Annotated in this window: 22 protein-coding genes; 11 read left to right on the top strand and 11 right to left on the bottom strand. The window is 61.8% G+C overall.

Annotated features, from left to right (window positions below; translation table 11 throughout):
* Positions 1-168: 168 nt before the first annotated feature.
* Entirely contained in the window at positions 169-1,824 is a 1,656-nt protein-coding gene (locus WBN73_RS00925; protein ID WP_337339238.1) for an alkaline phosphatase D family protein, read from the bottom strand.
* Positions 1,825-1,949: 125 nt separating this feature from the next.
* On the opposite strand from WBN73_RS00925, the gene paaA reads away from it, so the two are divergent.
* From paaA to WBN73_RS00960, 7 genes are read left to right on the top strand one after another with little or no spacing between them, the layout of a single operon-like run.
* On the top strand, positions 1,950-2,945 hold the full coding sequence (paaA, locus tag WBN73_RS00930; protein WP_011775851.1) for a 1,2-phenylacetyl-CoA epoxidase subunit PaaA: 996 nt from the start codon (positions 1,950-1,952) through the stop codon (positions 2,943-2,945).
* The gene (gene paaB / locus WBN73_RS00935) at positions 2,942-3,370 is read left to right on the top strand and encodes a 1,2-phenylacetyl-CoA epoxidase subunit PaaB (protein WP_337339239.1); all 429 of its coding nucleotides are present in this window, start codon (positions 2,942-2,944) and stop codon (positions 3,368-3,370) included. Before paaA ends, paaB begins: the two co-directional genes overlap by 4 nt.
* Positions 3,367-4,284, top strand: coding sequence for a 1,2-phenylacetyl-CoA epoxidase subunit PaaC (paaC, locus tag WBN73_RS00940; protein ID WP_207594427.1), 918 nt, complete (start codon positions 3,367-3,369; stop codon positions 4,282-4,284). The genes paaB and paaC overlap by 4 nt, the downstream gene beginning before the upstream one ends.
* A 5-nt stretch (positions 4,285-4,289) precedes the next feature.
* On the top strand, positions 4,290-4,850 hold the full coding sequence (gene paaD, locus WBN73_RS00945; RefSeq protein ID WP_337339240.1) for a 1,2-phenylacetyl-CoA epoxidase subunit PaaD: 561 nt from the start codon (positions 4,290-4,292) through the stop codon (positions 4,848-4,850).
* Positions 4,851-4,858: 8 nt separating this feature from the next.
* Positions 4,859-6,064: a 1,2-phenylacetyl-CoA epoxidase subunit PaaE gene (gene paaE / locus WBN73_RS00950; RefSeq protein ID WP_337339241.1), complete on the top strand. Its 1,206-nt coding sequence runs from the start codon at positions 4,859-4,861 to the stop codon at positions 6,062-6,064.
* 8 nt (positions 6,065-6,072) lie between these two features.
* Complete coding sequence (locus tag WBN73_RS00955) at positions 6,073-6,852, top strand: enoyl-CoA hydratase/isomerase family protein (protein ID WP_337339242.1); 780 nt, start codon at positions 6,073-6,075, stop codon at positions 6,850-6,852.
* Between the two features lie 41 nt (positions 6,853-6,893).
* Positions 6,894-7,838 carry a lipid kinase gene (locus WBN73_RS00960; RefSeq protein WP_337339243.1) on the top strand — a complete coding sequence of 315 codons (945 nt, stop codon included), beginning with the start codon at positions 6,894-6,896 and terminating at the stop codon, positions 7,836-7,838.
* Between the two features lie 283 nt (positions 7,839-8,121).
* Here the strand turns inward: WBN73_RS00960 and WBN73_RS21410 are convergent, their stop codons facing one another.
* Positions 8,122-8,841, bottom strand: coding sequence for a hypothetical protein (locus tag WBN73_RS21410; RefSeq protein WP_443193233.1), 720 nt, complete (start codon positions 8,839-8,841; stop codon positions 8,122-8,124).
* Positions 8,842-8,856: 15 nt separating this feature from the next.
* Between WBN73_RS21410 and WBN73_RS00965 the strand changes: the two genes are divergently transcribed.
* The gene (locus tag WBN73_RS00965) at positions 8,857-10,320 is read left to right on the top strand and encodes a protein adenylyltransferase SelO (RefSeq protein WP_337339244.1); all 1,464 of its coding nucleotides are present in this window, start codon (positions 8,857-8,859) and stop codon (positions 10,318-10,320) included.
* 3 nt (positions 10,321-10,323) lie between these two features.
* Here WBN73_RS00965 and WBN73_RS00970 read toward each other — a convergent pair whose 3' ends face one another.
* From WBN73_RS00970 to WBN73_RS00990, 5 genes are all read right to left on the bottom strand, one after another.
* Positions 10,324-10,503, bottom strand: coding sequence for a hypothetical protein (locus tag WBN73_RS00970; RefSeq protein ID WP_337339245.1), 180 nt, complete (start codon positions 10,501-10,503; stop codon positions 10,324-10,326).
* Between the two features lie 156 nt (positions 10,504-10,659).
* Positions 10,660-11,067 carry a MarR family winged helix-turn-helix transcriptional regulator gene (locus tag WBN73_RS00975; protein ID WP_337339246.1) on the bottom strand — a complete coding sequence of 136 codons (408 nt, stop codon included), beginning with the start codon at positions 11,065-11,067 and terminating at the stop codon, positions 10,660-10,662.
* A 122-nt stretch (positions 11,068-11,189) separates the two neighbouring features.
* Positions 11,190-11,708 carry a hypothetical protein gene (locus tag WBN73_RS00980; protein WP_242703372.1) on the bottom strand — a complete coding sequence of 173 codons (519 nt, stop codon included), beginning with the start codon at positions 11,706-11,708 and terminating at the stop codon, positions 11,190-11,192.
* Positions 11,709-11,829: 121 nt separating this feature from the next.
* Positions 11,830-12,411 (bottom strand): DUF1349 domain-containing protein, encoded by a 582-nt coding sequence (locus WBN73_RS00985; protein ID WP_280623389.1) that lies wholly within the window; start codon positions 12,409-12,411, stop codon positions 11,830-11,832.
* Positions 12,412-12,449: 38 nt separating this feature from the next.
* Entirely contained in the window at positions 12,450-13,841 is a 1,392-nt protein-coding gene (locus WBN73_RS00990) for an APC family permease (RefSeq protein WP_337339247.1), read from the bottom strand.
* A gap of 154 nt (positions 13,842-13,995) precedes the next feature.
* On the opposite strand from WBN73_RS00990, the gene WBN73_RS00995 reads away from it, so the two are divergent.
* On the top strand, positions 13,996-14,433 hold the full coding sequence (locus WBN73_RS00995) for a hypothetical protein (RefSeq protein ID WP_337339248.1): 438 nt from the start codon (positions 13,996-13,998) through the stop codon (positions 14,431-14,433).
* Between the two features lie 72 nt (positions 14,434-14,505).
* Here WBN73_RS00995 and WBN73_RS01000 read toward each other — a convergent pair whose 3' ends face one another.
* Both WBN73_RS01000 and WBN73_RS01005 read right to left on the bottom strand, forming a co-directional pair.
* On the bottom strand, positions 14,506-15,171 hold the full coding sequence (locus WBN73_RS01000) for a response regulator transcription factor (protein ID WP_337339249.1): 666 nt from the start codon (positions 15,169-15,171) through the stop codon (positions 14,506-14,508).
* Entirely contained in the window at positions 15,168-16,325 is a 1,158-nt protein-coding gene (locus WBN73_RS01005) for a sensor histidine kinase (RefSeq protein WP_337339250.1), read from the bottom strand. The genes WBN73_RS01000 and WBN73_RS01005 overlap by 4 nt, the downstream gene beginning before the upstream one ends.
* A 185-nt stretch (positions 16,326-16,510) precedes the next feature.
* Here WBN73_RS01005 and WBN73_RS01010 point away from each other — a divergent pair, with 185 nt between their 5' ends.
* A complete protein-coding gene (locus tag WBN73_RS01010) occupies positions 16,511-17,422 on the top strand; it encodes an alpha/beta hydrolase (RefSeq protein WP_337339251.1) in 912 nt (303 codons plus the stop codon).
* Positions 17,423-17,584: 162 nt separating this feature from the next.
* Positions 17,585-18,382, top strand: a complete 798-nt coding sequence (locus WBN73_RS01015; protein WP_337339252.1) for an alpha/beta fold hydrolase — start codon at positions 17,585-17,587, stop codon at positions 18,380-18,382.
* Positions 18,383-18,427: 45 nt separating this feature from the next.
* Here the strand turns inward: WBN73_RS01015 and WBN73_RS01020 are convergent, their stop codons facing one another.
* A complete protein-coding gene (locus WBN73_RS01020; RefSeq protein ID WP_337339253.1) occupies positions 18,428-20,197 on the bottom strand; it encodes an FG-GAP-like repeat-containing protein in 1,770 nt (589 codons plus the stop codon).
* Between the two features lie 234 nt (positions 20,198-20,431).
* Entirely contained in the window at positions 20,432-22,219 is a 1,788-nt protein-coding gene (locus tag WBN73_RS01025) for an FG-GAP-like repeat-containing protein (protein ID WP_337339254.1), read from the bottom strand.
* Positions 22,220-22,462 lie beyond the last annotated feature (243 nt).

Here is a 22,462-nt window from a genome sequence, read left to right on the forward strand (position 1 = left end):
AACGTTGATTCTATCAACCGGAAAACAAGCGGCTTGAGCTCAAAAAGTTTTGGCACAGTTAAGCCCGCTGCTGGCTCTCATCCAATTGCGGTATTGGATGAGCATAATGCGAGGTGAGCCCCGGTCACGGGAAATTCGACCGGGGCTCCGCCAAGGAAGATTCCCTGCTCAGCGCTCCGGAGTAAGCGCCTTTGAATACAGAACCGCACCGTTGGCGTTACGGAGGCTCACAGTAAACAAGCCGTCGGCCGCCAGATCCACATGGCCGAAGTACTGGTTCTCGCCATTGCGCGGTGACTCGCCCGGGAAGCGCCCTGCCTTGGCGAACAACACCTCGGGCCCGAAGGTCCCGTCCATTTCGCTCGGGCCGAATGAGCCTGCGTTGATCGGCCCGGCCACGAACTCCCAGAACGGGTCGAAGTCCGTGAAGGAGGCCCGCTCCGGGGAGTAGTGGTGCGCCGCGCAGTAGTGCACGTCAGCGGTCAGCCATACCGTGTTCTTGACCCCGTACTTCTTGAACGCTGAAAGCACGCCGGCGATCTCCAGTTCGCGGCCCAGGGGAGCGCCGTGATCCCGGTTGGCCAGGCTTTCCTGGTTCACGGCGCCGTCGGGCACGATGATGCCCAGTGGCAGGTCTGCGGCGATCACTTTCCAGGTCGCCTTGGATTTCCGGACTTCTTTGATCAGCCAGTCCACTTGCTCCTGGCCCAGGATGTTGGTGGCGTAGGGTTCCTTGCCGTCGGTGTTGGGCGATTTGAAGGTCCGCATGTCCAGGCAGAAGATGTCCAGTTGCGGTCCGCGCGAAATCTTCCGGTAGATGCGCGCCGGCTGGTACTGCCCGGCGTCGTCGACCTTTCCTGGGCGCCAAAGCGCCGCTGCATCGGCGATCGGCATGTTCTCCTGCCACGCCTGGCGGCCCCTGGCGGCGAGGACGTTGACGTTCCGTTCGGTGTAGCGGGGGTCGTCCAGGATTTCACCGGGGTACCAGTTGTTGGTGGTTTCGTGGTCGTCCCACTGTGCAATCACGGGGACGTCGGCGAACATGGCGCGCATGTTGGCATCAAGGGAGTTGTACCGGTGGCGGCCGCGGTACTCCTTGAGGGTCTCGGCTACCTTGGCGACTTCCTCGGTGACGATGTTCCGCCACACTTGGCCGTCCTTTTCCGTGACCGTGGCCGCGATGGGGCCGTCGGCGTAGATGGTGTCCCCCGAGTGGATGAAAAAGTCCGGGCCGGTGGCATGCATGGCCTTGTAGCCGCGCATCCCGCCGAGGTCCTCGTTGATGCCCCAGCCTTGGCCGGCGGTATCGCCTGTCCAGACGAAGGACTGCGAGGACGACGACGGCCTGCCGCCTCCGCGCTCGTCTTTCGGGCCGTCGTCGTGCTTTCCGGGCGCTGTGCTGAACGTGCCGCGCACTGCTTCGCCGGCTCCGTTCTCGTCCTCGAAGTTCAGCTCCAGCGCGAATCGGGTGCCGGCGGGGAGCCCTGTGGCGTGGATTTTGGCCGTGAAGTCGCTGGCTTCGGTGGCGAGGGGGCCGCGGATGGTGCGGCTGAAACCGTAGCGGCCGCGCAGGATTTCGCCGGACTTGTCCACTGCCTGCAGCAGGGCCGTCAGCCGGCCCGGGCCTGATGCGCGGGACCAGAGGACGGCGGAATCGGTGGTGACGTCGCCCGTTGCAATGCCGGTAGGGAGCGTCAGCCGCTTGCGGACCAGCGGTACAGCGGATGGCGCGGCGGTGGCGGGAGCCGCGTTGGTGGCAAGGCCGGCCAGGGCCATGCCGGTGAGGGATGTCTTGACGAGGGTGCGGCGTGTGAGGTCAGTCATGCAGTCCACTCTTGTCAGCACCCGTGAACGGAAAGTGAGGTGGAGGTAAAGGAACCGGGACCTTGACTGAAAACGCCCACTCCGCATATTCTGAACGAACGGTCGGTAATTTATTAGGAGCAACCATGGCATCGCAGAATCTGCAGTCAGTGCCCGCTGAGCTGTCCCCGGAAGAGCAGGAGCGGGAGGCAGCCGGACAGGCGTATTTTGATCGCATCATTTCGGAGGACTCGCGCATTGAACCTCGCGACTGGATGCCGGCGGCTTACCGCAAGACTTTGCTGCGCCAGATCTCGCAGCACGCACACTCGGAAATCATCGGCATGCAGCCGGAAGCCAACTGGATCACCAGGGCACCAAGCCTGAAGCGCAAGTCCATCCTCATGGCCAAGGTCCAGGACGAGGCCGGCCACGGCCTGTACCTGTACTCGGCCGCCGAGACCCTGGGCCAGTCCCGGGACCAGATGATGGAAGACCTGATTGCCGGCAAGGCACGGTACTCGTCCATCTTTAACTACCCCACGATTTCCTGGGCGGACATGGGAGCCATCGGTTGGCTTGTTGATGGTGCTGCCATCTGCAACCAGGTGCCCCTGTGCCGCGCCTCCTACGGTCCTTACGGTCGCGCAATGGTGCGCATCTGCAAGGAAGAATCGTTCCACCAGCGCCAGGGTTTCGAGATCCTGCTGGAGCTCGCCAACGGTACGCCTGCGCAGAAGCAGATGGCCCAGGACGCAGTGAACCGCTGGTACGCGCCGTCGCTTATGATGTTCGGCCCACCGGATGACGATTCACCCAACTCGAAGCAGTCCATGGCGTGGAACATCAAGCGCTTCAGCAATGACGAGTTGCGCAGCCGGTTTGTCGGCATGATGGTGGAGCAGGTCCGGGTCCTGGGCCTGACCTTGCCCGACAAGGACATCCGTTTCAACGAAGAAACCAAGAAGTGGGAGCACGGACCTTTGGACTGGAACGAGTTCAAGGAAGTCCTTGCCGGCCGCGGTCCCTGCAACTCGCAGCGCGTCGAGCGCCGTCGAGAGGCCCACGAAAACGGTGCCTGGGTTCGCGAAGCCGCGGTGGCCTACGCCCGTAAGCAAGCACAGAAGGAACACGCAGCATGAGCCCCCACGGTAACCCGGAAGCACCGGCCAGCGCCGCCAGCGAAATCGCCCGCGAGGCCCCCAATGTTGCGGCCACCAACGCTGAAAGCACGACGCCGGCACCCGCCTCAGGCCCGGCCGTCACCCCGCGTGGCGCCGCAGAAGAAACGCCGTGGTCACTGTGGGAGGTTTTCGTGCGGTCCAGCCGCGGCCTGTCCCACGTGCATGCCGGTTCCCTGCACGCACCGGATGCGGCCATGGCGCTCCGGAACGCCCGCGATCTCTATACCCGCCGCAACGAAGGCGTCTCCATCTGGGTTGTTCCGGCCGAGGCGATTTCCTCCAGCGACCCTGACTCCAAGGGCTCGTTCTTCGAGTCCCCGCAGGGCAAGGATTACCGCCACGCAACGTATTACACCAAGAGCGAAGGCGTGAAGCACCTGTGAATACAAAAGACACTGACTTCGCCATCGATGGCCACGGCGACATTTCCGTCGGCGTCCACGGTGCCGGTGCCTCCGGCGACGGTTCGGCCAGCGCCACCCGCATCACGCCGGGCAACGCACTGCGCCCGGAGGACATCGCGCTCGAGATCAGCCGGGGACAGGTCAAGCCCACCGAGGATGTTGCAGAGTTCGCCCTGCGCATCGGCGACGACGGCCTGATCCTCGCCCAGCGTCTGGGCCACTGGATTTCCCGTGCCCCTGAGCTCGAGGAAGACATTGCGCTGGGCAATATTGCGCTTGACCAGTTGGGCCACGCACGCTCTTTCCTGACTTATGCCGGCGCCGCGTGGGGCAAGTCCGAGGACGATCTGGCGTACTTCCGCCGCGAGCACGAGTTCCGTTCCGCGCACCTCTTTGAGCAGCCCAACGGCGACTTCGCAGTCACCATCGCCCGGCAGTTCATTGTGAGCTACTACCAGTACGAGCTCTACACGGCGCTTGCGGCATCTAGCGATCCCACCCTCGCAGCCATCTCCGCGAAGGCCGTGAAGGAAGTGGATTACCACCGCGATCACAGCGCGCAGTGGGTGCTTCGCCTTGCCGGCGGCACAGATGAGTCCCGCGCACGCATCATCCAGGGCTTCAAGCTTGTGTGGCCTTACGTGGACGAACTCTTCGAAGACGACGAGCTGACCACCCGACTGGCCGAGGCCGGAGTGACCGTTCAGCCCTCCACCCTCCGTGCTGGGTTCGATCGCCTCACTGGCGGGATCATGGCCGAAGCGGAGCTGGACATTCCCGGCGTCCCGCAGGCCCTGGGCGGCGGTCGCCGTGGCAAGCACTCCGAGTTCCTGGGCTACATCCTCGCTGAAATGCAGGTCCTGGCCCGCGAACACCCGGGCGCGAGTTGGTGACCGGCATGACCGCCTTGTCAGGGACGCAGTCAAAGACCGCTGAACAGCGGGCCTGGGACATCGCGTCCACGGTCTGCGATCCGGAGATCCCTGTCCTCACCATTGAGGACTTGGGGATCCTGCGCGGCGTCCGGGTTGTCCAGGCGGCCGAAACAACAGACCAGCACGACGGCGGCACGTCGGGTAGCGCCGTCGAGGTCACCATCACGCCCACGTACTCGGGCTGCCCGGCGATGGACGCCATTGGCGACGACCTGCGGACAGCCTTCGAGAAGGAGGGCTACGCGAGCGTGCGCATCAACCTGGTGTTGTCCCCGGCGTGGACCACTGACTGGATGACGGATTCCGGCAAGGCCAAGCTGGAGGAATACGGGATTGCCCCGCCCAGCGGTATGGCTGCCGCGGGTGGCCATTCCGGTCCTGTCCGCCTGAGCCTGGCCGTGAAATGCCCGCAGTGTTCGTCGTTGAACACCAAGGAACTCACCCGCTTTGGTTCCACATCCTGTAAGGCGCTGTTTGTCTGCCAGGACTGCAAGGAACCGTTCGACTACTTCAAAGTCCTCTAAGGAACTCCATGACCACCGAAACCCAGACAGCCAGCCGCCGTCGTGCGTCTTTCCATAACCTGACCGTCTCGGAAGTCCGGCGCCTCACGGACGATGCCATTGAAGTCTCGTTCGGTGTGCCAGCCGAGCTGGCCGGGCAGTACGACTACCTTCCCGGTCAGTACGTGGCCCTGCGCACCTCACTGCCGGATGAGAACGGTGAGCCGCACGAGGTCCGGCGCAGCTACTCGATTTGCGCAGAGCCGCGCAGCTTCGAGGACGGCAGCAGCGAAATCCGCGTAGCCATCAAGAAAGACCTCGGCGGCGTCTTTTCGACGTGGGCCAATGCCGAGCTGAAGGCCGGTGACGTTCTGGACGTGATGAGCCCGCAGGGTGCGTTCATTTCGCGGCACGGCAAGGACGGCTCAGCCGTTCAGCACAACGTCATGAACTCCATGAACCACCCGGAGGAACTGGCAGGAGAGCCGGGCAACTTCGTGGCGATCGCCGCTGGCTCCGGGATTACCCCGGTCATCGCGATTGCGCGCACGCTGCTGGCGGCCAATCCTGAAACAACGTTTGACCTGGTTTACGCCAATAAGGCTGCCATGGACGTCATGTTCCTGGAGGAGCTGGCAGACCTGAAGGACAAGTACCCATCACGCCTGGCGCTGCACCACGTGCTGTCCCGCGAGCAACGCATTGCGCCGCTGATGACCGGACGCATTGATTCCGAGAAGCTGCAGGCGCTGCTCAGCAGTGCCATCCGCGCCGAGGATGTGGACGAGTGGTTCCTGTGCGGGCCGTTCGAGCTCGTTCAGCTGTGCCGCGACACCTTGGCTGCCCGTGGCGTCGAGCCCGAGCACGTTCGCTTCGAGCTGTTCACCACTGGCCGTCCGGACCGCCCCGAGGGCAACGCCGGCCGCCCCGTTGTGGAGGACGAGTCGCAGGATACGTACAAGATCACCTTCACCCTGGATGGTCTGACCGGCGACGTCGCCAGTCCCACCCATGCCCGCGAATCCATCCTCAACGCCGCTTTGCGTGTCCGCCCGGACGTTCCGTTCGCATGCGCCGGTGGTGTCTGCGGCACCTGCCGCGCCAAGCTGATCACCGGTACGGTGACCATGGATGAGAACTACGCCCTTGAACAGGACGAGCTGGATAGGGGCTACGTCCTCACCTGCCAGTCCCACCCCACCAGCGAAGAAGTTACCGTCGACTTCGACGTCTAAGGAGTCCCATGATCGAGCTCTCCATTGCCAACGGCATTGCCGAAATTGTCCTCAATGCCCCCGAAAAGCTGAACTCGCTTAACGAGGACGCGCTGGCCGGCCTGGATAAGGCGTACGACGACGCTGCTGCCGCCGCCTCACGTGGTGAGGTGCGGGCGCTGCTTCTTCGCGGTGAGGGTCGTGCCTTCTGCGCCGGCCGTGACATTGCTGCCGTTACGCCCGAAACCGATGACGCACAGGCTTACCTCGGCGGCCTCGTGGAACCGCTGTTGAAGAAGATGGCGGCCTTCCCGGCACCCACGTTTGCAGCCGCACATGGTGCTTGCCTGGGCGTTGGGCTGGGGCTGTTGCTGGCCACTGACGTCGTGTACGTGGCGGAGAATGCCAAGTTCGGCTCACCCTTTGCCAAGCTGGGGGCCACGTTGGACTCGGGCGGGCACTGGTACTTCACCGAGCGCCTGGGCATGCACCGCACGCTGGACCTGATCTACACGGCCGACCTCATGTCCGGAGCCGAAGCCGTGGCGCAGGGGATGTTCAGCCGTGCCATGCCAGCCGATGTTTTGCTGGACGAGACGCGGGAGATTGTTGCGCGGGTGGCCGTCGGCGCCACTGAAGCTTTCAATGCGTCGAAGGAACTCGTGGCCCACATCCGCGATCAGCGCCTGGGCCTCTGGGCTTCAATGACCGAGGAAAACGCCGAGCAGGCACGGCTGTGCAAGACCGACGACTACGCGGAGGGCTTCCGGGCGTTCCAGGAGAAACGGGCGCCGGTTTTCAAGGGGTAGCCGCAGGTTCCTCCAAGGTAGTTCGGCCTAGCATTGGTCACATGATGGCTCCTCAACAAGTGCGCTCAGCGGCCGTGGTGATTAATGCGGCATCACGTCGCGGGGCTGCAGCGAGCCAACTGGCCGTGGACGCAATGAAGAAGTCCGGCGTGCCAGTCCGTTCCGTGCATCCGGTGACCTCGGGCGCGGGATTGTTCGATGCCCTGCGCCAAGTGATTTCAGAAGGACATGACCTGGTGGTTGTGGGTGGTGGTGACGGCACCGTGACCTCTGCTGCCGGACTCCTTGCCGGGACGGACGTCATACTCGGTGTCCTTCCATTGGGTACGGCCAATGATCTGGCCCGAACGCTTGAGATACCGAGTGGGCTTGCTGAGGCCTGCGCCGTTATCGCGGATGGAAAGGTGGTGGACATTGACCTTGGACGGGCCAATGGCGAACCGTTCCTCAACGTAGCGTCGGTGGGGCTGTCGGTGGGTGTCACGGAAGCTCTTAGTCCTCGCCTGAAGCGGCACATGGGGCCTTTGGCCTACGGCATCGCGACCATCCGGGCTTACACCCGGCACCGACCTTTCCGGGCTCGCCTGGAATTCCCGGACGGCGATCACGAGCCGATGGACCTCGACCACGTGCTTCAGGTGGCAGTGGGCAACGGCAAGCACTACGGCGGCGGGAACATGGTTGCTCCGATGGCGGGGATCGACGATCACACTCTGGATGTCTACGCGATCCTGGCGGCACCGCTTAAAGAGCACGTCAAGATTGCACGGTTACTCAAGGATGGCAGCTTTATTGATCACGATCGGGTTCACCACCTGGCGACCCGAAAGGTCCGTTTGGTCACGGAGCCGCCCATGTCCGTGAACCTCGACGGCGAAATCGCAGCGGTAACTCCCACCGAATTCAGTGTTCAGCGGAACGCCGTGCATGTCATGGTGCCGCAGGGCAGCAACAGCGCTTCGTTCGATGGACCGATGCGGGGCTGACCCACAACGAGTACTGCCGCCGCAGGCATCAGCGGTTTAAACTTTGAGGACACGCATTGAATGCGCAGTGCAGTCCGAGCGTGCTTCGAACGGAGATGGCCATGCTCCAGAAGTTGATGTGCAAACTGAACCTCCACCACCACTGGCATGTGGAGTCAGCAGAGGATGGCAGCGGGCGTTACAGGCGCTGCACCAGGTGCGGTAAATATGATCGCGACTGGGACGGCAGCGGTTTCATGCACTGACTTCGCCGACACCCGGTTGCCGCGTGGCGGAGGAAGGCTCACTTTATAGCAAACACGAAAGCTTCCATCCGGAGACCCTGGCCGGTTGTACCGATTGTGACGTGCTGTCCGGCGTATGAGGTTGCCTTCTGGATCCAGCCGATGTTCTGGACGTGCGCCGTTGCCCCGAGGTTGTAGCCCGGGGTCCAGAGCTCCACCGCTTCAATCGCCAGGCTCCGCCCCTGGGTCCCGAGTATGATCTGTCTGTTACTGGTTGAAGTGCACTGGACCGCCTGCCACCCCAGTGTGGCAACGTGCGCCCGACCGCAAAACTGACGCGTGTTCACCTGATACACACGGATTGCTTCAAGCCGTAGCCCTTGCCCGGCCGTTCCGCTGTTACTCGTCCACCCGACGTTCTGCACGTGAGTATAGACATGAAAATCGCCTGAGTCGTAGGCCACCGATGCCGGGGCAGAACCCATCACTGAACCAACGCTCAATGTCAGCACCGCCAGTAAGGTACTAAGTCGGCGTCGGCCGCGTCGTACATTTTTCAGGTTGTCGCGAACTCGCATGCTTGATCCTTCGGTCAGGGGGCAAAAACAGCCAAGCGGGGTGTACCCGTCACTCCTATGAGTGACATCCAAATGCAAAACGTGACGCGCGTGGCAAAACCAGATGTGAGGCAAAGCCCAAGTCCCCAATGGATCTCCTGCCACAGGCAGTGGTTCACATGCTAGCCGGACCGTACCGTCATTTCGCGCCGGCAGCAGCATCTATATCCTTGAGTGATGAGTGACATAGCGCGTTCCACCATCGCTTTCGAGGGGCACTTCGCCCGGGACTTCCCCGAGCTCGCTGTTCCCTGGCGGGCGGAGGCGGCTCCCGAACCGCAGCTTTTGGCACTCAACGAGCCACTCGCCGTCGAGCTGGGTCTTGATCCTGCGTTCCTCCGGAGCCCCGAGGGTATTGGGCTGTTGATCGGTAATGCGGTCCCGGAGGAGGCAACTCCGGTGGCACAGGCCTACTCGGGCCACCAGTTCGGCTGGTATTCACCGCGTCTTGGCGATGGGCGGGCGCTCCTGCTCGGCGAGGTTGCCGGAGCTGACGGGAAACTCCACGACATCCACCTGAAGGGCTCGGGGCGGACGCCCTTCGCGCGGAATGGGGACGGCCGGGCGGCCGTTGGGCCGATGCTGCGGGAATACATCCTCAGCGAGGCGATGCATGCCTTGCGCATTCCCACCACCAGGAGCCTTGCCGTCGTCGGGACAGGGCGTCAGGTTCAGCGTGAGACGCTCCTCCCTGGGGCGGTTCTGACGCGGGTGGCCAGCAGCCACTTGCGGGTGGGCAGTTTCCAATATGCCAGAGCCACGGATGACCTGAATTTGCTTCGCCGGCTTGCTGACCATGCGATCGAGCGCCACCACCCGTCGGCGGCCGGTGAAAGCAACCGCTACCTTGGCCTCCTCAGGGGCGTCATTTCGGTCCAGGCGACCCTGATGGCGAAGTGGATGCTGGTCGGGTTTGTGCATGGGGTCATGAACACGGACAACATGACAGTGTCCGGCGAAACCATCGATTATGGTCCATGCGCCTTTTTGGAAGGCTTTGATCCGGGAGCCGTGTACAGCTCCATTGACGAGATGGGACGCTACGCCTACCGTAGCCAGCCCGTTGTGGCGGAGTGGAACCTGGCCCGTTTCGCCGAGTCGATCGCGCCGCTCATCCACGAGGATGAGGAGCAGGCAGTGGCCCTCGCCGTCGAGGCGCTTAACGGGTTCCGCCAGCAGTACAGCGCTGCCTGGTTCAACGGCATGAAAGCCAAGCTTGGGCTGCCGGAGAACATTGACGACGACGTTGCCTCACCCTTGGTGGATGATTTGCTGGAGCTGGTCCAGGAGGCGCGCGCGGATTACACCTCGTTTTTCCGCAACCTCGGCAAAGCGGCCCGAGGGCAGGTTGAGCCCGCCCGCGGGACCGTTCTTGACCTGGCAGCGTTTGACGCATGGCTGGAGCGTTGGCGTGCACTCACGCCGGACGCCGATGCCATGGACAGCATCAACCCTGTCTATATTCCACGCAACCACTTGGTGGAGGAGGCGCTCGCTGCCGCAACTGAGGGAGAGATGGGACCGGTAGAGCGCTTGCTTACAGCCGTCTCCGACCCTTGGACCGAACGTCCCGGCCTGGAAGAGTACGCACTGCCGGCGCCGGAGAGCTTCGGACCCTACCGAACCTTCTGCGGCACCTAGGGGCTAGCTCCAGGCGGCTCGAACCACCATGTCTGCGCCTGCCGCGAGATGTTGCCCGGTATGCCCTGCATCAAGGATGCAGACGTCCTCTGCTTCTGGAGCACGTGTTGATACCAGGCATTCTGTGGCCCTGAAGCTCAGGAGATCTATTGGAAGGGTGTCGCCGATTCGAAGATCACTCATGGTGTCCTTTTGGTTCGCCCGGGTGTCACCAATAATGCGGCCGGCCCGGTGTGGTGGTGGAGAGAGAGTTTTCTCCTTGGGACGCCGGGCTTCATCAGCGGATAACTCCATACTGCCCTGATGGATGACTTCCGTCTACGTGGGACTGCCTAACTCTCAGCTGAAGTTGGAGTGGCGAACGATTGCCAGTAACTCTTCGCGCAAGCTCCCCGAGTCCGACATGATGGCGGACAGAACATCGTTCTCCAAATGGTGGGATTGTTCCAGCAGCGCCAACCCCAGATCGGTAATCGATACCAGTTGGCTGCGGCGGTCGAAGAGATTGGGCTGTCGGTGGATATAGCCCCGGGATTCCAGCCTGGACAGCAGCGGTCCCATGGTTTGCGCTTGAACGCGGACGCTTTGGGCAAGTTTCCCGGGGGCGATAGGCCCTGCCGTCGCTACGGCTTCCAGCGTCAATACTGCCGGATAGGTCAGCCCCAGAGGCCGCAACTCATCGTTCCAGGCCAGCTCCACCAGTCGTGCCGCCGTGGACAGCAGCCGGCTGGTTGGCCATCGGTCCATGTCAGGCATTCAGGCCCCCAGGCTCTCCAGAATAGTCAGCTTCCTTACTAGGTTACATCAGGACGGTGCTGAGCTGGGGTTGCGTTGCAGTGGGCGTGCGACGGCGGGACTCGCCGTTGGGTTCAGGAGAGGTCGAATGCAGAACGTCCCACGGCCCGCTCGGCACCGTGCACCTGCAGGGCGTGCCGCATGGCTTGGCGGTTATCTTCGGCAAGTTCAGGCTGGCCGGCGACCCGGTAGAGGTCCGCTGCCCACTGAAACTCATCGGCAGCGGCACGGAAACGGGCTTCGTCGAAAAGGCGTCGGCCGATGTGGTGGCGAACGTAGGCCTCTTCTTCCGGTGACTGGACTGTTCGCAGCGCCTTTTCGTGGAGAACGGCTGCGTCGTGCCAGCGGTACTGGCGTTGATTGACCTGCGCAAGTATGAGCAACAGCTCGCGGCGGTCAGGCGTGTGGGGCAGCAGCTTGAAGCCTTCGTCGAGGGCTTCATTGTCCCGGCCCAACAGCGCCAAGTACCGGACGCGCTCCACCGGTGGACATTCACCAGCCAACGCAGCTTCCACCGATTGGCGGTTGATCGCCACGTCGCGGAACGTCGTAGGGTCAGTACGCCAGAGACTCGCAGTATCTTCCACAGTCATGTGCCCCCCACAGGCTTGTTTTGGAGCCAACTGAGTTGCAGCACTGTTCAATGGCAGGCCGCAGGAAACTCCATAATCTCATGAACGACGGGACCCGCAACCTCGTTCCGCTCTGTTGGCATCAGTGGAGTTGGCTGTCCGCTGGCGTAGCCCGCCAGGAGTGAAAGGGTACGGTCAACCCTGCGCGTGTTGGTGCGCAGGTGAAAGGCCCGGCGACGGCCACCACGTCCGGCGCCAACGGCACCACCCGGACCAACTGGAGTTCGTTGTCGGCTGAAGCCGCCCGGATGGTCAGGGCATCGCCCGAACGGCTGACCCTCATGCGGACCCGCCCGCCGTTCCATTCCGGGACCGGTGCCAAGGACCAGTCAGAGAAGCGGTCCGTAACCACCGCACCCAGCTGAGCGGCGCCGTCGGCGAATTCGACGCCCGCCTTGATCCAGTGCTCGGCGCTGACACGGACGAAGATGCCAGCTTGGTCGAACTGCTGGGAAAACGCGGCGGTGAACTCAACCTCCATGGCGCTGTCCTGGGGAAAAGGGGCAAGCAGCGCGTGCTCTGTGTCGTGGATAAATCCATAGGACGTGACGCGCCAAGCGTCGCTGCTTTCGGCTGCAGTCACCAGCAGGTCACCTGCCTGCTCGACGACGGCTGCCGGCTGGTTGGTCCACTCGCCGCGGTTCCAGGGGATGTCGATGTTCACTAGGCTCCTCGAGGTTGTGGCAAGTACAGTTCCACAGCCTATGGGCTTCCAGCCTCCTTGCCCTTCTTGGACTCTGCAAATTGCGCCTCGGGACGTTCGTTGGCCGCGGGCAGGCCTGTCCGTTGGCGCCCCTGAATCCAGCGCGTAACGAAAAAGAGGACGAGCCCGATTGCCAAGAGGATGGCTGCTCGCAACCAGATTTCCGGGCCTTGCTGGAACAGCAGGAGAACACAGGAGGCCAATGCCAAGCATGGAATCACCACTGGGACGCGGAAGTGCTGGTGTTCCACTGTGTCTTTGCGCAGCACCAGGACGGCCACGTTGGTGCTGATGAAGACGAACAGGAGAAGCAGGACCACCGTTTCGGCGAGGGAGCCGAGGTCGCCGGTGGCGGTCAGTAGCATTGCCGCCAACGTGGTCACCAGAATGGCTACCCACGGGGTACGCCGTTGGGGGAGGACCTTCCCCAAGCCTGTGGGAAGCAATGATTGTTCCGCCATTCCAAAGGCCAGGCGACTGGCCATGATCATTGTCAGCAGGGCGCCGTTGGCTACGGCAATGAGTGCGACCAGGCCGAAGAGCCAGTCCGGAACTCCAAAACCAGTGGCTTGGACAACTTGCAGCAAGGGACCTGAAGAACTGCTCAAATCACTGGGCGACAAGGCAATGGATGAGGCCAAACCGATGAGAATGTAGATGGCTCCGGCGGTCAACAACGCCCCGAACAGTGCTTTGGGGTAGACGCGGTGGACGTCCCGGACCTCTTCGGCAACGTTGGCAGAGGTTTCAAAGCCCACGAACGAGTAGTACGCCAGCAGGGATGCAGCGAGGATTCCTGCTCCGGGCGACACCGCGGGGTTGAACTCAAGAACGCGGGAAGCATCGCCGTCTCCGCGGCCGAACATCAGGCCAACCAAGACGATCACCAACACCAGGCCTGATACCTCAATGACGGTCATGACCACGTTTGCCCTCACGGATTCCTTGACCCCGCGTGCGTTCAGGAGTGCGATCAGCAGCAGGAACACCAGTGCTGTGGGAGTGACGGGAACGTCCAAGAGTGGCTTGAGGTAGTCCCCGGCAAAGGCGAGGCTCAAACCGGCCGCGCTGGTCACTCCGGCAGCCAACATGCTGAAGCCCACCAGGAACGAAACCAGGGGGACTTTGAAAGCCCGCTCAGCAAAGACTGCCGCCCCGCCGGCCTTCGGGTACTTTGTCACGAGCTCCGCGTAGGAGGCGGCGGTGAGCATGGCCAGGAACAGGGCCAGCGCCAGGGGAATCCAGACAGCACCTCCCACTTCGCCCGCAACCTTCCCCACCAAGGCGTAGATGCCCGCGCCCAAAACGTCGCCGAGGATAAAGAGGAAAAGCAGCGGGCCGGTAATCGACTGCTTGAGTTTTGACGTCGGGGGCTTTGCCGGGCTGTTCATGGGAACAGATAGTACAGGAAGATAAGTAACCTTACTAAATCAGTGACGGTTCCAAAGGGACTGTTACGCCCCCGTGCCCAAGGGGTTCTGACCCCGCGCACGGGCGAGGCGCTCTTCAGGCCAGCATATGGATAGGCTTTGCAGAGTTCAGCTGATGGGGGACACCGGAATGCGTCGTGTAACAAAAGTAGGCTTCGCCCTGCTTGCGTTGCTCACGCTCACAGCCGCGGGCTGCGACGAGCGGTCATTTACCCGTGACTATGCCCGGTCCGTTCCAAATTCCGTCATTCAGGTGGGCGAGAAGACGGACAGGACCTGGGAGTACGTGGACCGGGACGGCGTATCGAGGGAACTCAACACCTGCGAAGACGTGAGCCCGTGGAACGGCGCCTACAGCTGCAAGTCCCCTGACGGCACAGTGGAACTTACCTTCAGTGTGTCCAAACGCATGCGGAATCCCACGCTTCATGTCGTCAACGAAGAGGTGCCCCTGTACTGCACCAACAACGGATTTTGGGGCGACGGACTGAGGTTCTGTATACCGGCGTCAGACCCTGCCGTCCCGCCGCAGCCGGTTCCTCGCCGCGACTAGTGCCAACGGCTGAAAAGCCAAGCGTCGACGGCGGCTGGCCGCCTGGCTACCTAGGTCTTTTGTCTGCGCTGCTCAAAACCCTGCGGAAACCAGACCCGATTCGTAAGCCAGGATCACCAGGTGGGCCCGGTCCCGGGCATCCGCTTTGGTCATGATCCGGTTGACGTGCGTTTTTGCCGTATGCGGGGAAATGACCAAGCTGGCTGCGATCTCCCGGTTCGTCAGTCCCCGGGCCACCAGAACCAGCACCTCCCGCTCCCGCTCGGTCAAGCGTGAGAGGCTCCTGTCTTCCCATACAGATGCCAGTGGAAGGGGCTCCACGAATCGTTCAATGAGTGCCCGCGTCGCAACGGGGGAGAGCAGCGATTCACCTGAATGGATGGTTCTCACGGCGCGCACGATGTCCTCCGGCTCCGCCCCTTTTCCAATGAATCCACTCGCACCGGCACGGAGGGCGGCCACGATGTATTCGTCCTCCTCAAAGGTGGTGAGGATGAGCACCCGCGGCGTCCGGGCGGATGGACCCGCGATGATCTCCGAGGTGGCTGCTATGCCGTCCATTTCCGGCATCCGAATATCCATGACAACGACGTCGGGGGCTGCTTCGGCGGCGGCGCGGACAGCTTCCCTGCCATTCGATGCCTCGCGCACCACCCGGATCCCGCCACTGTCGGACAGAATGTCGCGCACGGCCTGGCGTACCAGGGGCTGGTCATCCACTACCAAGACACTGATCATCGGAGTGCTCCCTTCACGCTTGACGGCACCGTCACCACGAGTCGGAATTCGCCGTTGACACTTGCTGTTTCCACTGTGCCCCGTACGGCGGCAACCCGTTCGCGCAACCCACGCAGCCCATGTCCGCTGGCCACAGTTCCCGCATCCCCCGCACGAAGCCTATTGGTGACTGTCAGGATAATGTCGCCTTCGCTGGAGCAAATGACGACGGCGGTTTGCCCGCCTGCTCCGTGCTTGTGAGCGTTCGTGAGTCCCTCCTGCAAAGCCAGATAGGCAACGTGGTCGCTGGCCGGTGAGAGTGCCGGAATGCCTGTCCCCTGATGCAGTTCCACCTGCAGTCCCGCTTGATCGAAGCGTGCCATGAGCTCGTCGAGCTGAGTCAACCCTGCTTGGGGGAGGAGGTCACGACCATCGTTTGCATCCTCGGTGCGCAGCAAGGACATCAGCGACCCGATGTCGGCAAGTACTGTGCGCGACGCACTGCGGATGGTGGTCAGCGCCTCCTGTGCCCGTTCGGGCCGGGTTGCGAGGGAGGAGGATGCGACGCCGGCGCTCAGGCTGATGACCGAGATTTGGTGGGCCACAACGTCGTGGAGGTCCCTGGCGATGCGGACGCGTTCCTCAGCCACCCGCCGTCGTGCTTCTTCATCTTTACCGCGCTCAGCGCGTTCGGCCCGTTCCGTCACGGCGGCGATGTACTCACGCCGCGATCTGGCGGCGTCGCCCATGGCTCCGGCCAGAACGATGAAGGCGACGAACTGCAGCGCTCGGGAGTCAAAGAAATCGCCCAGCGGGAGTGCGCTGACGAGGAACACGAGGAGCGCGGCCAGAGCCACAGCAACAGTCCCAGCGACGCGGCGGGTCCTGCTTGTCACTGAATAGGCCGCGATCACAGCGGCAATCAGAGTGCTGGGTGCCAGCATGCCTGCAACTGCGACGATCACGCTGCAGGCAAGGCTGATCCCGAGCGTTGCCAGCGGCCAATGACGACGGAACGGCATCGCCACGACCGGCAAGATCGCTATCAAGAGCAGTGCTCCGCGTGCCCGGAAGACGTGGTCGGGAAACGGCAGGACGGCAAAGAGCACAACGACAGCGACCACGATGACGTCGCTCAGGTGCGTGGTGACTCCGGGAGGGCGATGTGGCGGCACCCTCCCAGTATTGCGAGGCAGCGTCCGTGGACGTTTCATCCTGAGGACGATTCGCCTGTACCACCAACGCGGTACACAGGTGACTACTCAGGGGTGACGCGCGGAGTCCCGCTAAGGACGAGGCTGAAGGCATGGGCGCATCGTGCGCCTTGGGAGAGGCAGGTTTGAAGAGGTCTGTAAGGAAAATGCTCGTGTCGGTCACCGCAGTAGGTGCCGTGCTGGCGGTGGGTTTGGCCACTACAACCGTGGTGAACGTGGTGGCGGCTGAATCGGAAAGCCACCGTGTTGTGTCGTATGGGCAGAAGGTGGAAGTCGCAGGCGGCTTGATGAATGTGGTGGTCAACGGCGAGGGGGAGGACATTGTCCTGTTGCCGGGATTTGGTACGTCTTCTCCTTTCCTCGACTTTCAACCGTTGGTGGATAACCTCGCCCAGGACCACCGGGTGATTGTGGTGGAACCGTTTGGGTACGGCTTGAGTGATGGAACCGAGCGGGAGAGAACCACTGAAAATATTGTTTCGGAGGTCCACTCGGCACTTGAGACGCTCAACGTTGACCGGTACATCCTGATGGGGCACTCCATCGCCGGGATCTACGGCATTGAGTATGCCGCCAGCTATCCGGAGGAGGTGACGGCGTTCGTCGGCATTGACTCGAGCGTTCCCGGGCAACCCGGCATGGACACCCAGTTCCCCACCGGTCTCCTGTCCGCTGCGAAGAGCCTGGGGCTTCTCCGCCTGGTGTCCGCAGCCAGCGACGGGTATGGCGACGCCTACTCAAATCAGGCACGCGAGCAGATGCAGATGCTGACGCAGCGGAACTCCCTTTCCTCCACATATCTGAACGAGATGACCCACATCCGCGCCAACTTCGAGCACGCGCTGGGGACCGGCTTCGCAAAGGAGCTGCCCCTGCTGCTGTTCGTGGTGTCGGAAAATACGAAGACACCGGAGTGGCTGGGGTTGCATCAGAGGCAGGCCTCGAGCGTCATCGATGGCACAGTGGTGCCGCTCCCGGGAGAGCACTACCTCCATCACACTCACGCTGCGGAGATCGCTGATGGGTTTCGGCAGTGGGCCGCCACCCGCGCAAAGTAGGCCGGCGGGCTGAAACGAAAGTGTCCCGCCTGATGGGGGATCAGGCGGGACCCAGCAACCATAGCCTCGCTAGCTGGTAGTTCGCCGGGTGCCCTTGCCCTCGTCCCGCGGGGGCTCCGAGCGTACGCTGGCCCTATGGAGTCCGAGATCAGGACTGTCGCCTTGCGCACCGGTATCAGCGTCCCCTGTTTCGTACAAGGTCGCCTTGAACAAGCAGTCGACGACGGCGGCACGCCCTTACTCTTGTTACACGCCTGGAGCGAGTCCTGGCGCAGTTTCGAGCGGCTGATTGCCTCGGTTCCGGATGCAGTTGTTGTGGCCCCGGATCTTCGTGGACATGGTCTTGCCGAGAAACCTCCCGGCGGCTACTCGCTGGTGGAGGTGGCCGAAGACGTGGTGGCTCTGTTTGATGCCATGGGCCTTGTCCGTGCCCATGTGGTGGGTTCTTCCAGCGGGGGATACGTTGCCCAACAACTAGCCGTGATGCATCCGGAACTGTTGGCATCTCTGATTCTGGTCGGGGCGCCGTTGAGCCTCCACGGGAAGCCGGCGTTCGCCGCCGAAATGGATTCGCTGACTGATCCGATTTCAGAGGAGTGGGTGCGCGGGTCTCTGTCTTGGTACCGGCTGTTGCACACCGTGCCTGCTTCCTACATTGAAGACCGCGTGCAGGACGGTTTAGCCATGCCGGCGTCCATTTGGAAGGAGTCGCTGCGCGGCTATTACGAAGCGGTGCCGCCAACGGAAACAGGCACCATTTCAGCACCTGCCTTGATTCTCTGGGGCGCCCACGACCATCTGGTTCCGCGGCATCATCAGGAGACCCTTGCCAGCCGCATTCCGGGATCGCGCCTCAAGATATATGAGGAGACCGGTCACCTGGTGCTATGGGAGTGCCCGGAGCGGGTGGCGGGGGATGTGCGGGAGTTTCTGGGTGGTGTGAGGGGCGGCTGGTCCTGATCGTTTACAGGGCCAGCCGCCGTTTTCCTTCGATGGCTGAGTGCGTTAGAGGATGGCCGTCATGACGTTCCAGCCGGTGCCCACCTTTGTGGCCGTTGGCCAGGCTGCGCCCCCGCTACCTGCGTAGAGCCACAGCTCGCCGGCCGCGTTGCGTGCCAGGATGTCGGCCTTCCCGTCACCGTTGAAGTCACCAGGTCCAACCAGGGAGTTCATGACGTTCCAGCCCTGGCCGATCTGCTGAGTCGGGAGCCAACCATTACCGTTGCGGTAAAGCTGAAGTGCTCCGGCTGCGTCGCGAGCAACAAGGTCAGGAGTGCTGTCCATGTTGAAGTCACCCACGCCTGTGATTTCGGACATCCCGTTCCACCCAAAACCTGCATAATAGCGAGGCAACCAACCGCCGTTCCCGTCGCCGCGATAGACAAATAGCCAGCCTTCGCTGGAACGCGCAACGATATCGACGAACTCGTCGTCGTTAAACTGTCCGATGCCCTCAATTGCCGTCATGCTCTCCCACCCACTTCCGACCTGGACGCGTGGAAGCCAACCACTCGAGCCGTTACCCGGGTATAGCCAAAGCAGTCCGCTTCCATCGCGGGCCAAAACATCTGCATTACCGTCGCCATTGAAATCTCCGGGCGCGACGATGGCTGTCATGATGTTCCAGCCTTGTCCTACCTGTTTACGGGGCAGCCACCCACCTGAACCGTCGCCGGGGTAGAGCCACAGCAATCCGGCCGAGTCCCTGGCAACGACGTCCGCCGTGCGATCTCCGTTGTAGTCGTTCTTGACGGGCGGTTTTGTATTCCCATCAATGACGGATATGTGGTTACCGACCACAGTGTAGACCTTGTTGTTGGACGGGTTTACGGCAGCCATGAGCCACGGCGAAATCCTCAGCGTCGTTGTGCCGTTGTTCCCACCGTCAATGACTGTGGTACCTCGGTCGGCCATCGAAACATAGATTTTGTTATTCGTCGGGTTCACCACGATTTTCTTCACCCGCGTAGGCGTGGGGATTTTTGCTGTCTCCTTCATAGTGGTCCCATCGACAATACGGACGGATCCACTATTGGATGCAGCAGCCGAACCGATGTAGAGCCTGTCTGTCGCCGGATTCAGGGCCCAGTTCTCCAGGGGGCCGTCCCAAGATAGCGTGGCGGTGATGGTGTCGCTGACGCCATCGATCACTTTGAGGCTGGAACCGGATATCGTCTTGGTTGTGATGTAGATCTTATTTTTCACAGGATTCACTGCCCAGTTGAGGACGTCAATTCCGTCGACGTTCATAGTTGAGGTGATTTTTCCAGATGCATCAATGACACTTACGCCGGCATTCGAGAGTACGTATGCCTTATTTGAGACTGGATTGACAATGGTCCTACCACGGCCTGCGGAACCCGCCACGAGAGTGGGGGTATTAGTGTCTCCATCTAGCACCGTGATCCCTGCGTCCGTGTTGACGTAGACCCTATTGGCCCTCTCGTTCACAGCAATATCACCGACGTATGAATCGAACGGAATTAGGGTGGATTCCTGAGTCCCTTCATCGATCACTACAAGGGCATTTCTCTCCATCATCGATGCGTCAGAACTTGCGACGTAGAGTCTGTTCGTCGTCGAGTTGACGGCCAACACCCCCGGCGAGTCACCCACCCACTTAACCTGACTCGAGCTGCGGTCTTTGACCCTGAGCACGGCGCCATCTGACCTTATGTACGCTGTGTCTGTTGTGGAGTTGAGTGCGATGGATGCGGCCTCACCTTCAAGGTGGAAATCATCCCCAACAATGTCAGCCGTGGCCGGCGCAGCCATGGTTCCCAGCGACAAAGCCACCGCTAGGCCGGTGGCGACAAACGTAGCCGCCGCCCGGCGTCGTCGTTGGTTTGATTCTCTAAAGGCGCGCGATTCATCAATAGCAACAGACATAGAGCCCCCCATAAGTCGTGACGCTCAACAGCGTCGGTGTTCGAATTCTATAGCTGATACACCAACGGCCAACCCAAATTCGATCAGGGTTGGCCGTTGGTTGTCATGAAATGGTGTGAATCAGAGAATGGCGGACATGCCGTTCCAGCCTGAGCCCACTTTGCTCGAGGTGGGCCACGATGCTCCGCCGTTGCCCGCATAGAGCCACAGCTCGCCTGCGGCGTTGCGGGCGAGAATATCGGCCCTGCCGTCGCCGTTGAAGTCGCCGGGACCAACAAGTGAGTTCATGCTGTTCCAACCCTGTCCAATGGTCTGCTTTGGGAGCCAGCTTCCATAGCCGTTGGGCGGATAGAGGAACAGAGTTCCGGCGCCGTCGCGGGCTACGAGATCAGAGACCCCATCACCGTTGAAGTCGGCTACGCCAGTAATCTCGGACATTCCGGCCCAGCCCGAACCGGCCCACATCCGGGGCAGCCAACCGCCCTTGCCATCTCCGCGATATACCCAGAGCGCGCCATCCCGGGCACGAGCTACGACATCAGCGAATCCGTCACCATGAAAGTCGATTGCCTCAATTGCGCTCATGCCTTCCCAACCGCTGCCGACCTGCACACGAGTGAGCCAGCTGCCGGAGCCGTTGCCTGGGTAGAGCCACAACACTCCGCCCCCGTCACGAGCCAGCACATCTGCATTGCCGTCTCCGTTGAAGTCGCCGGGAGCCACGAGGGCGTTCATGACGTTCCAGCCCTGTCCCACCTGGAGGCGCGGCAGCCAGCCGCCGGAGCCATCGCCGGGGTAGAGCCAGAGCACCCCTGCTGCATCTCTGGCCAAGATGTCGGCCTTGAGATCTCCATTGAAGTCGTTCTTGACGGGCTGTTCCGCGTTTCCGTCAATGACGCCCACAGAATCACTCTCGGAGTTGACCACGTAGACCTTGTTGTTGGACGTGTTCACGACTGCAGCGTCGGGTTCCTGGCCCGTGTAAAGCGCACTGCTGGTGTTGTTCCGGCCATCAATAACGGTGGTTCCACGGCCAGTCATGGTGGCGTAGATCTTGTTGTTGGACGGGTTTACCACGATGCTGCGAACTCGGGTAGCCGTGACTATGTGCGCAGTTTCCGTCAGGGTGGCGCCGTCGATCACCTTGATGGATCCGTCGCTGTTCCAGGTACCGGATTCGACGTAGATCTTGTCGGTAGCGGGGTTCACCGCCAAAGTTCCGAGTGGGCCCCCGGATGACATGGATCCCGTGATCTTGTCAGTGGCACCGTCGATGACCTTAACGCTGGATCCATACTTCGGTGTCGTCGTGACGTAGATTTTGTTCTTTGACGGATTGATCGCGATAGCACCGATCCCGCCCGCACCTACGGACACAGTTGACGTGATCTTTCCGCTGGCGTCGATGACTTTCACAGTCCCGGCGGAAAGAGCGTAGACCTTGTTGGTGGCGGTATTGACTGCAATGTCTTGCGCGCCGGCGGAGTTCAGGACTGGAGAGGCCACGTTTGTAGCGCCATCGATGATCTTGAGGCCATTTGCTGTGCTGACATAGACCTTATTGGTCTTTTCGTTTACCGCAATGACGTCTGCATTAGCGCCAACTGAGACGGTGGTGGCTGCGTGGGTCACGCCGTCAACTACTGCGACCGAACTGGAATCGCTGACGTAGATCTTGTTCGTCGCTGAGTTTACAGCGATGCGCGACGACAAGATATCGGGCTGATACACATTCGCCGTGCCACCCCCGCTGATGCTGTAAATGCCGCCTAAAGTCGACACATAGGCCGTGTCGGTTACCGAATTTACGGCTATATTGGAAGGCTGTTCACCCACCAGGACAGCATCCTTGACAACGTCAGCCGTTGCCGGTGCGGCAGCCGTTCCCAACGCCAGTGCCAAGGTCAAAGCGGCGGTGCCGAACCCGGAGACTCTATGCCGTCGTCGTATACCCACCGGTCGGCACGGGCGCGAACCAGCTAAAACACTACTCAAAGAATCCCCCGGAAGTCGTGACGCTGAAGCGCGTCTTTACGGGCATTCTATAGCCCGCATGCCATCGCGGGTGAATACTACCGATGACGAACGAGTGGCGTGGGGGTGGGCGGCGTAAAGCCCTAGGAACCCGACGGGTGACAGGGCCAGAGATAG

This window comes from Paenarthrobacter sp. CCNWLY172, from assembly GCF_037402035.1.
Taxonomy (GTDB): Bacteria; Actinomycetota; Actinomycetes; order Actinomycetales; family Micrococcaceae; genus Arthrobacter.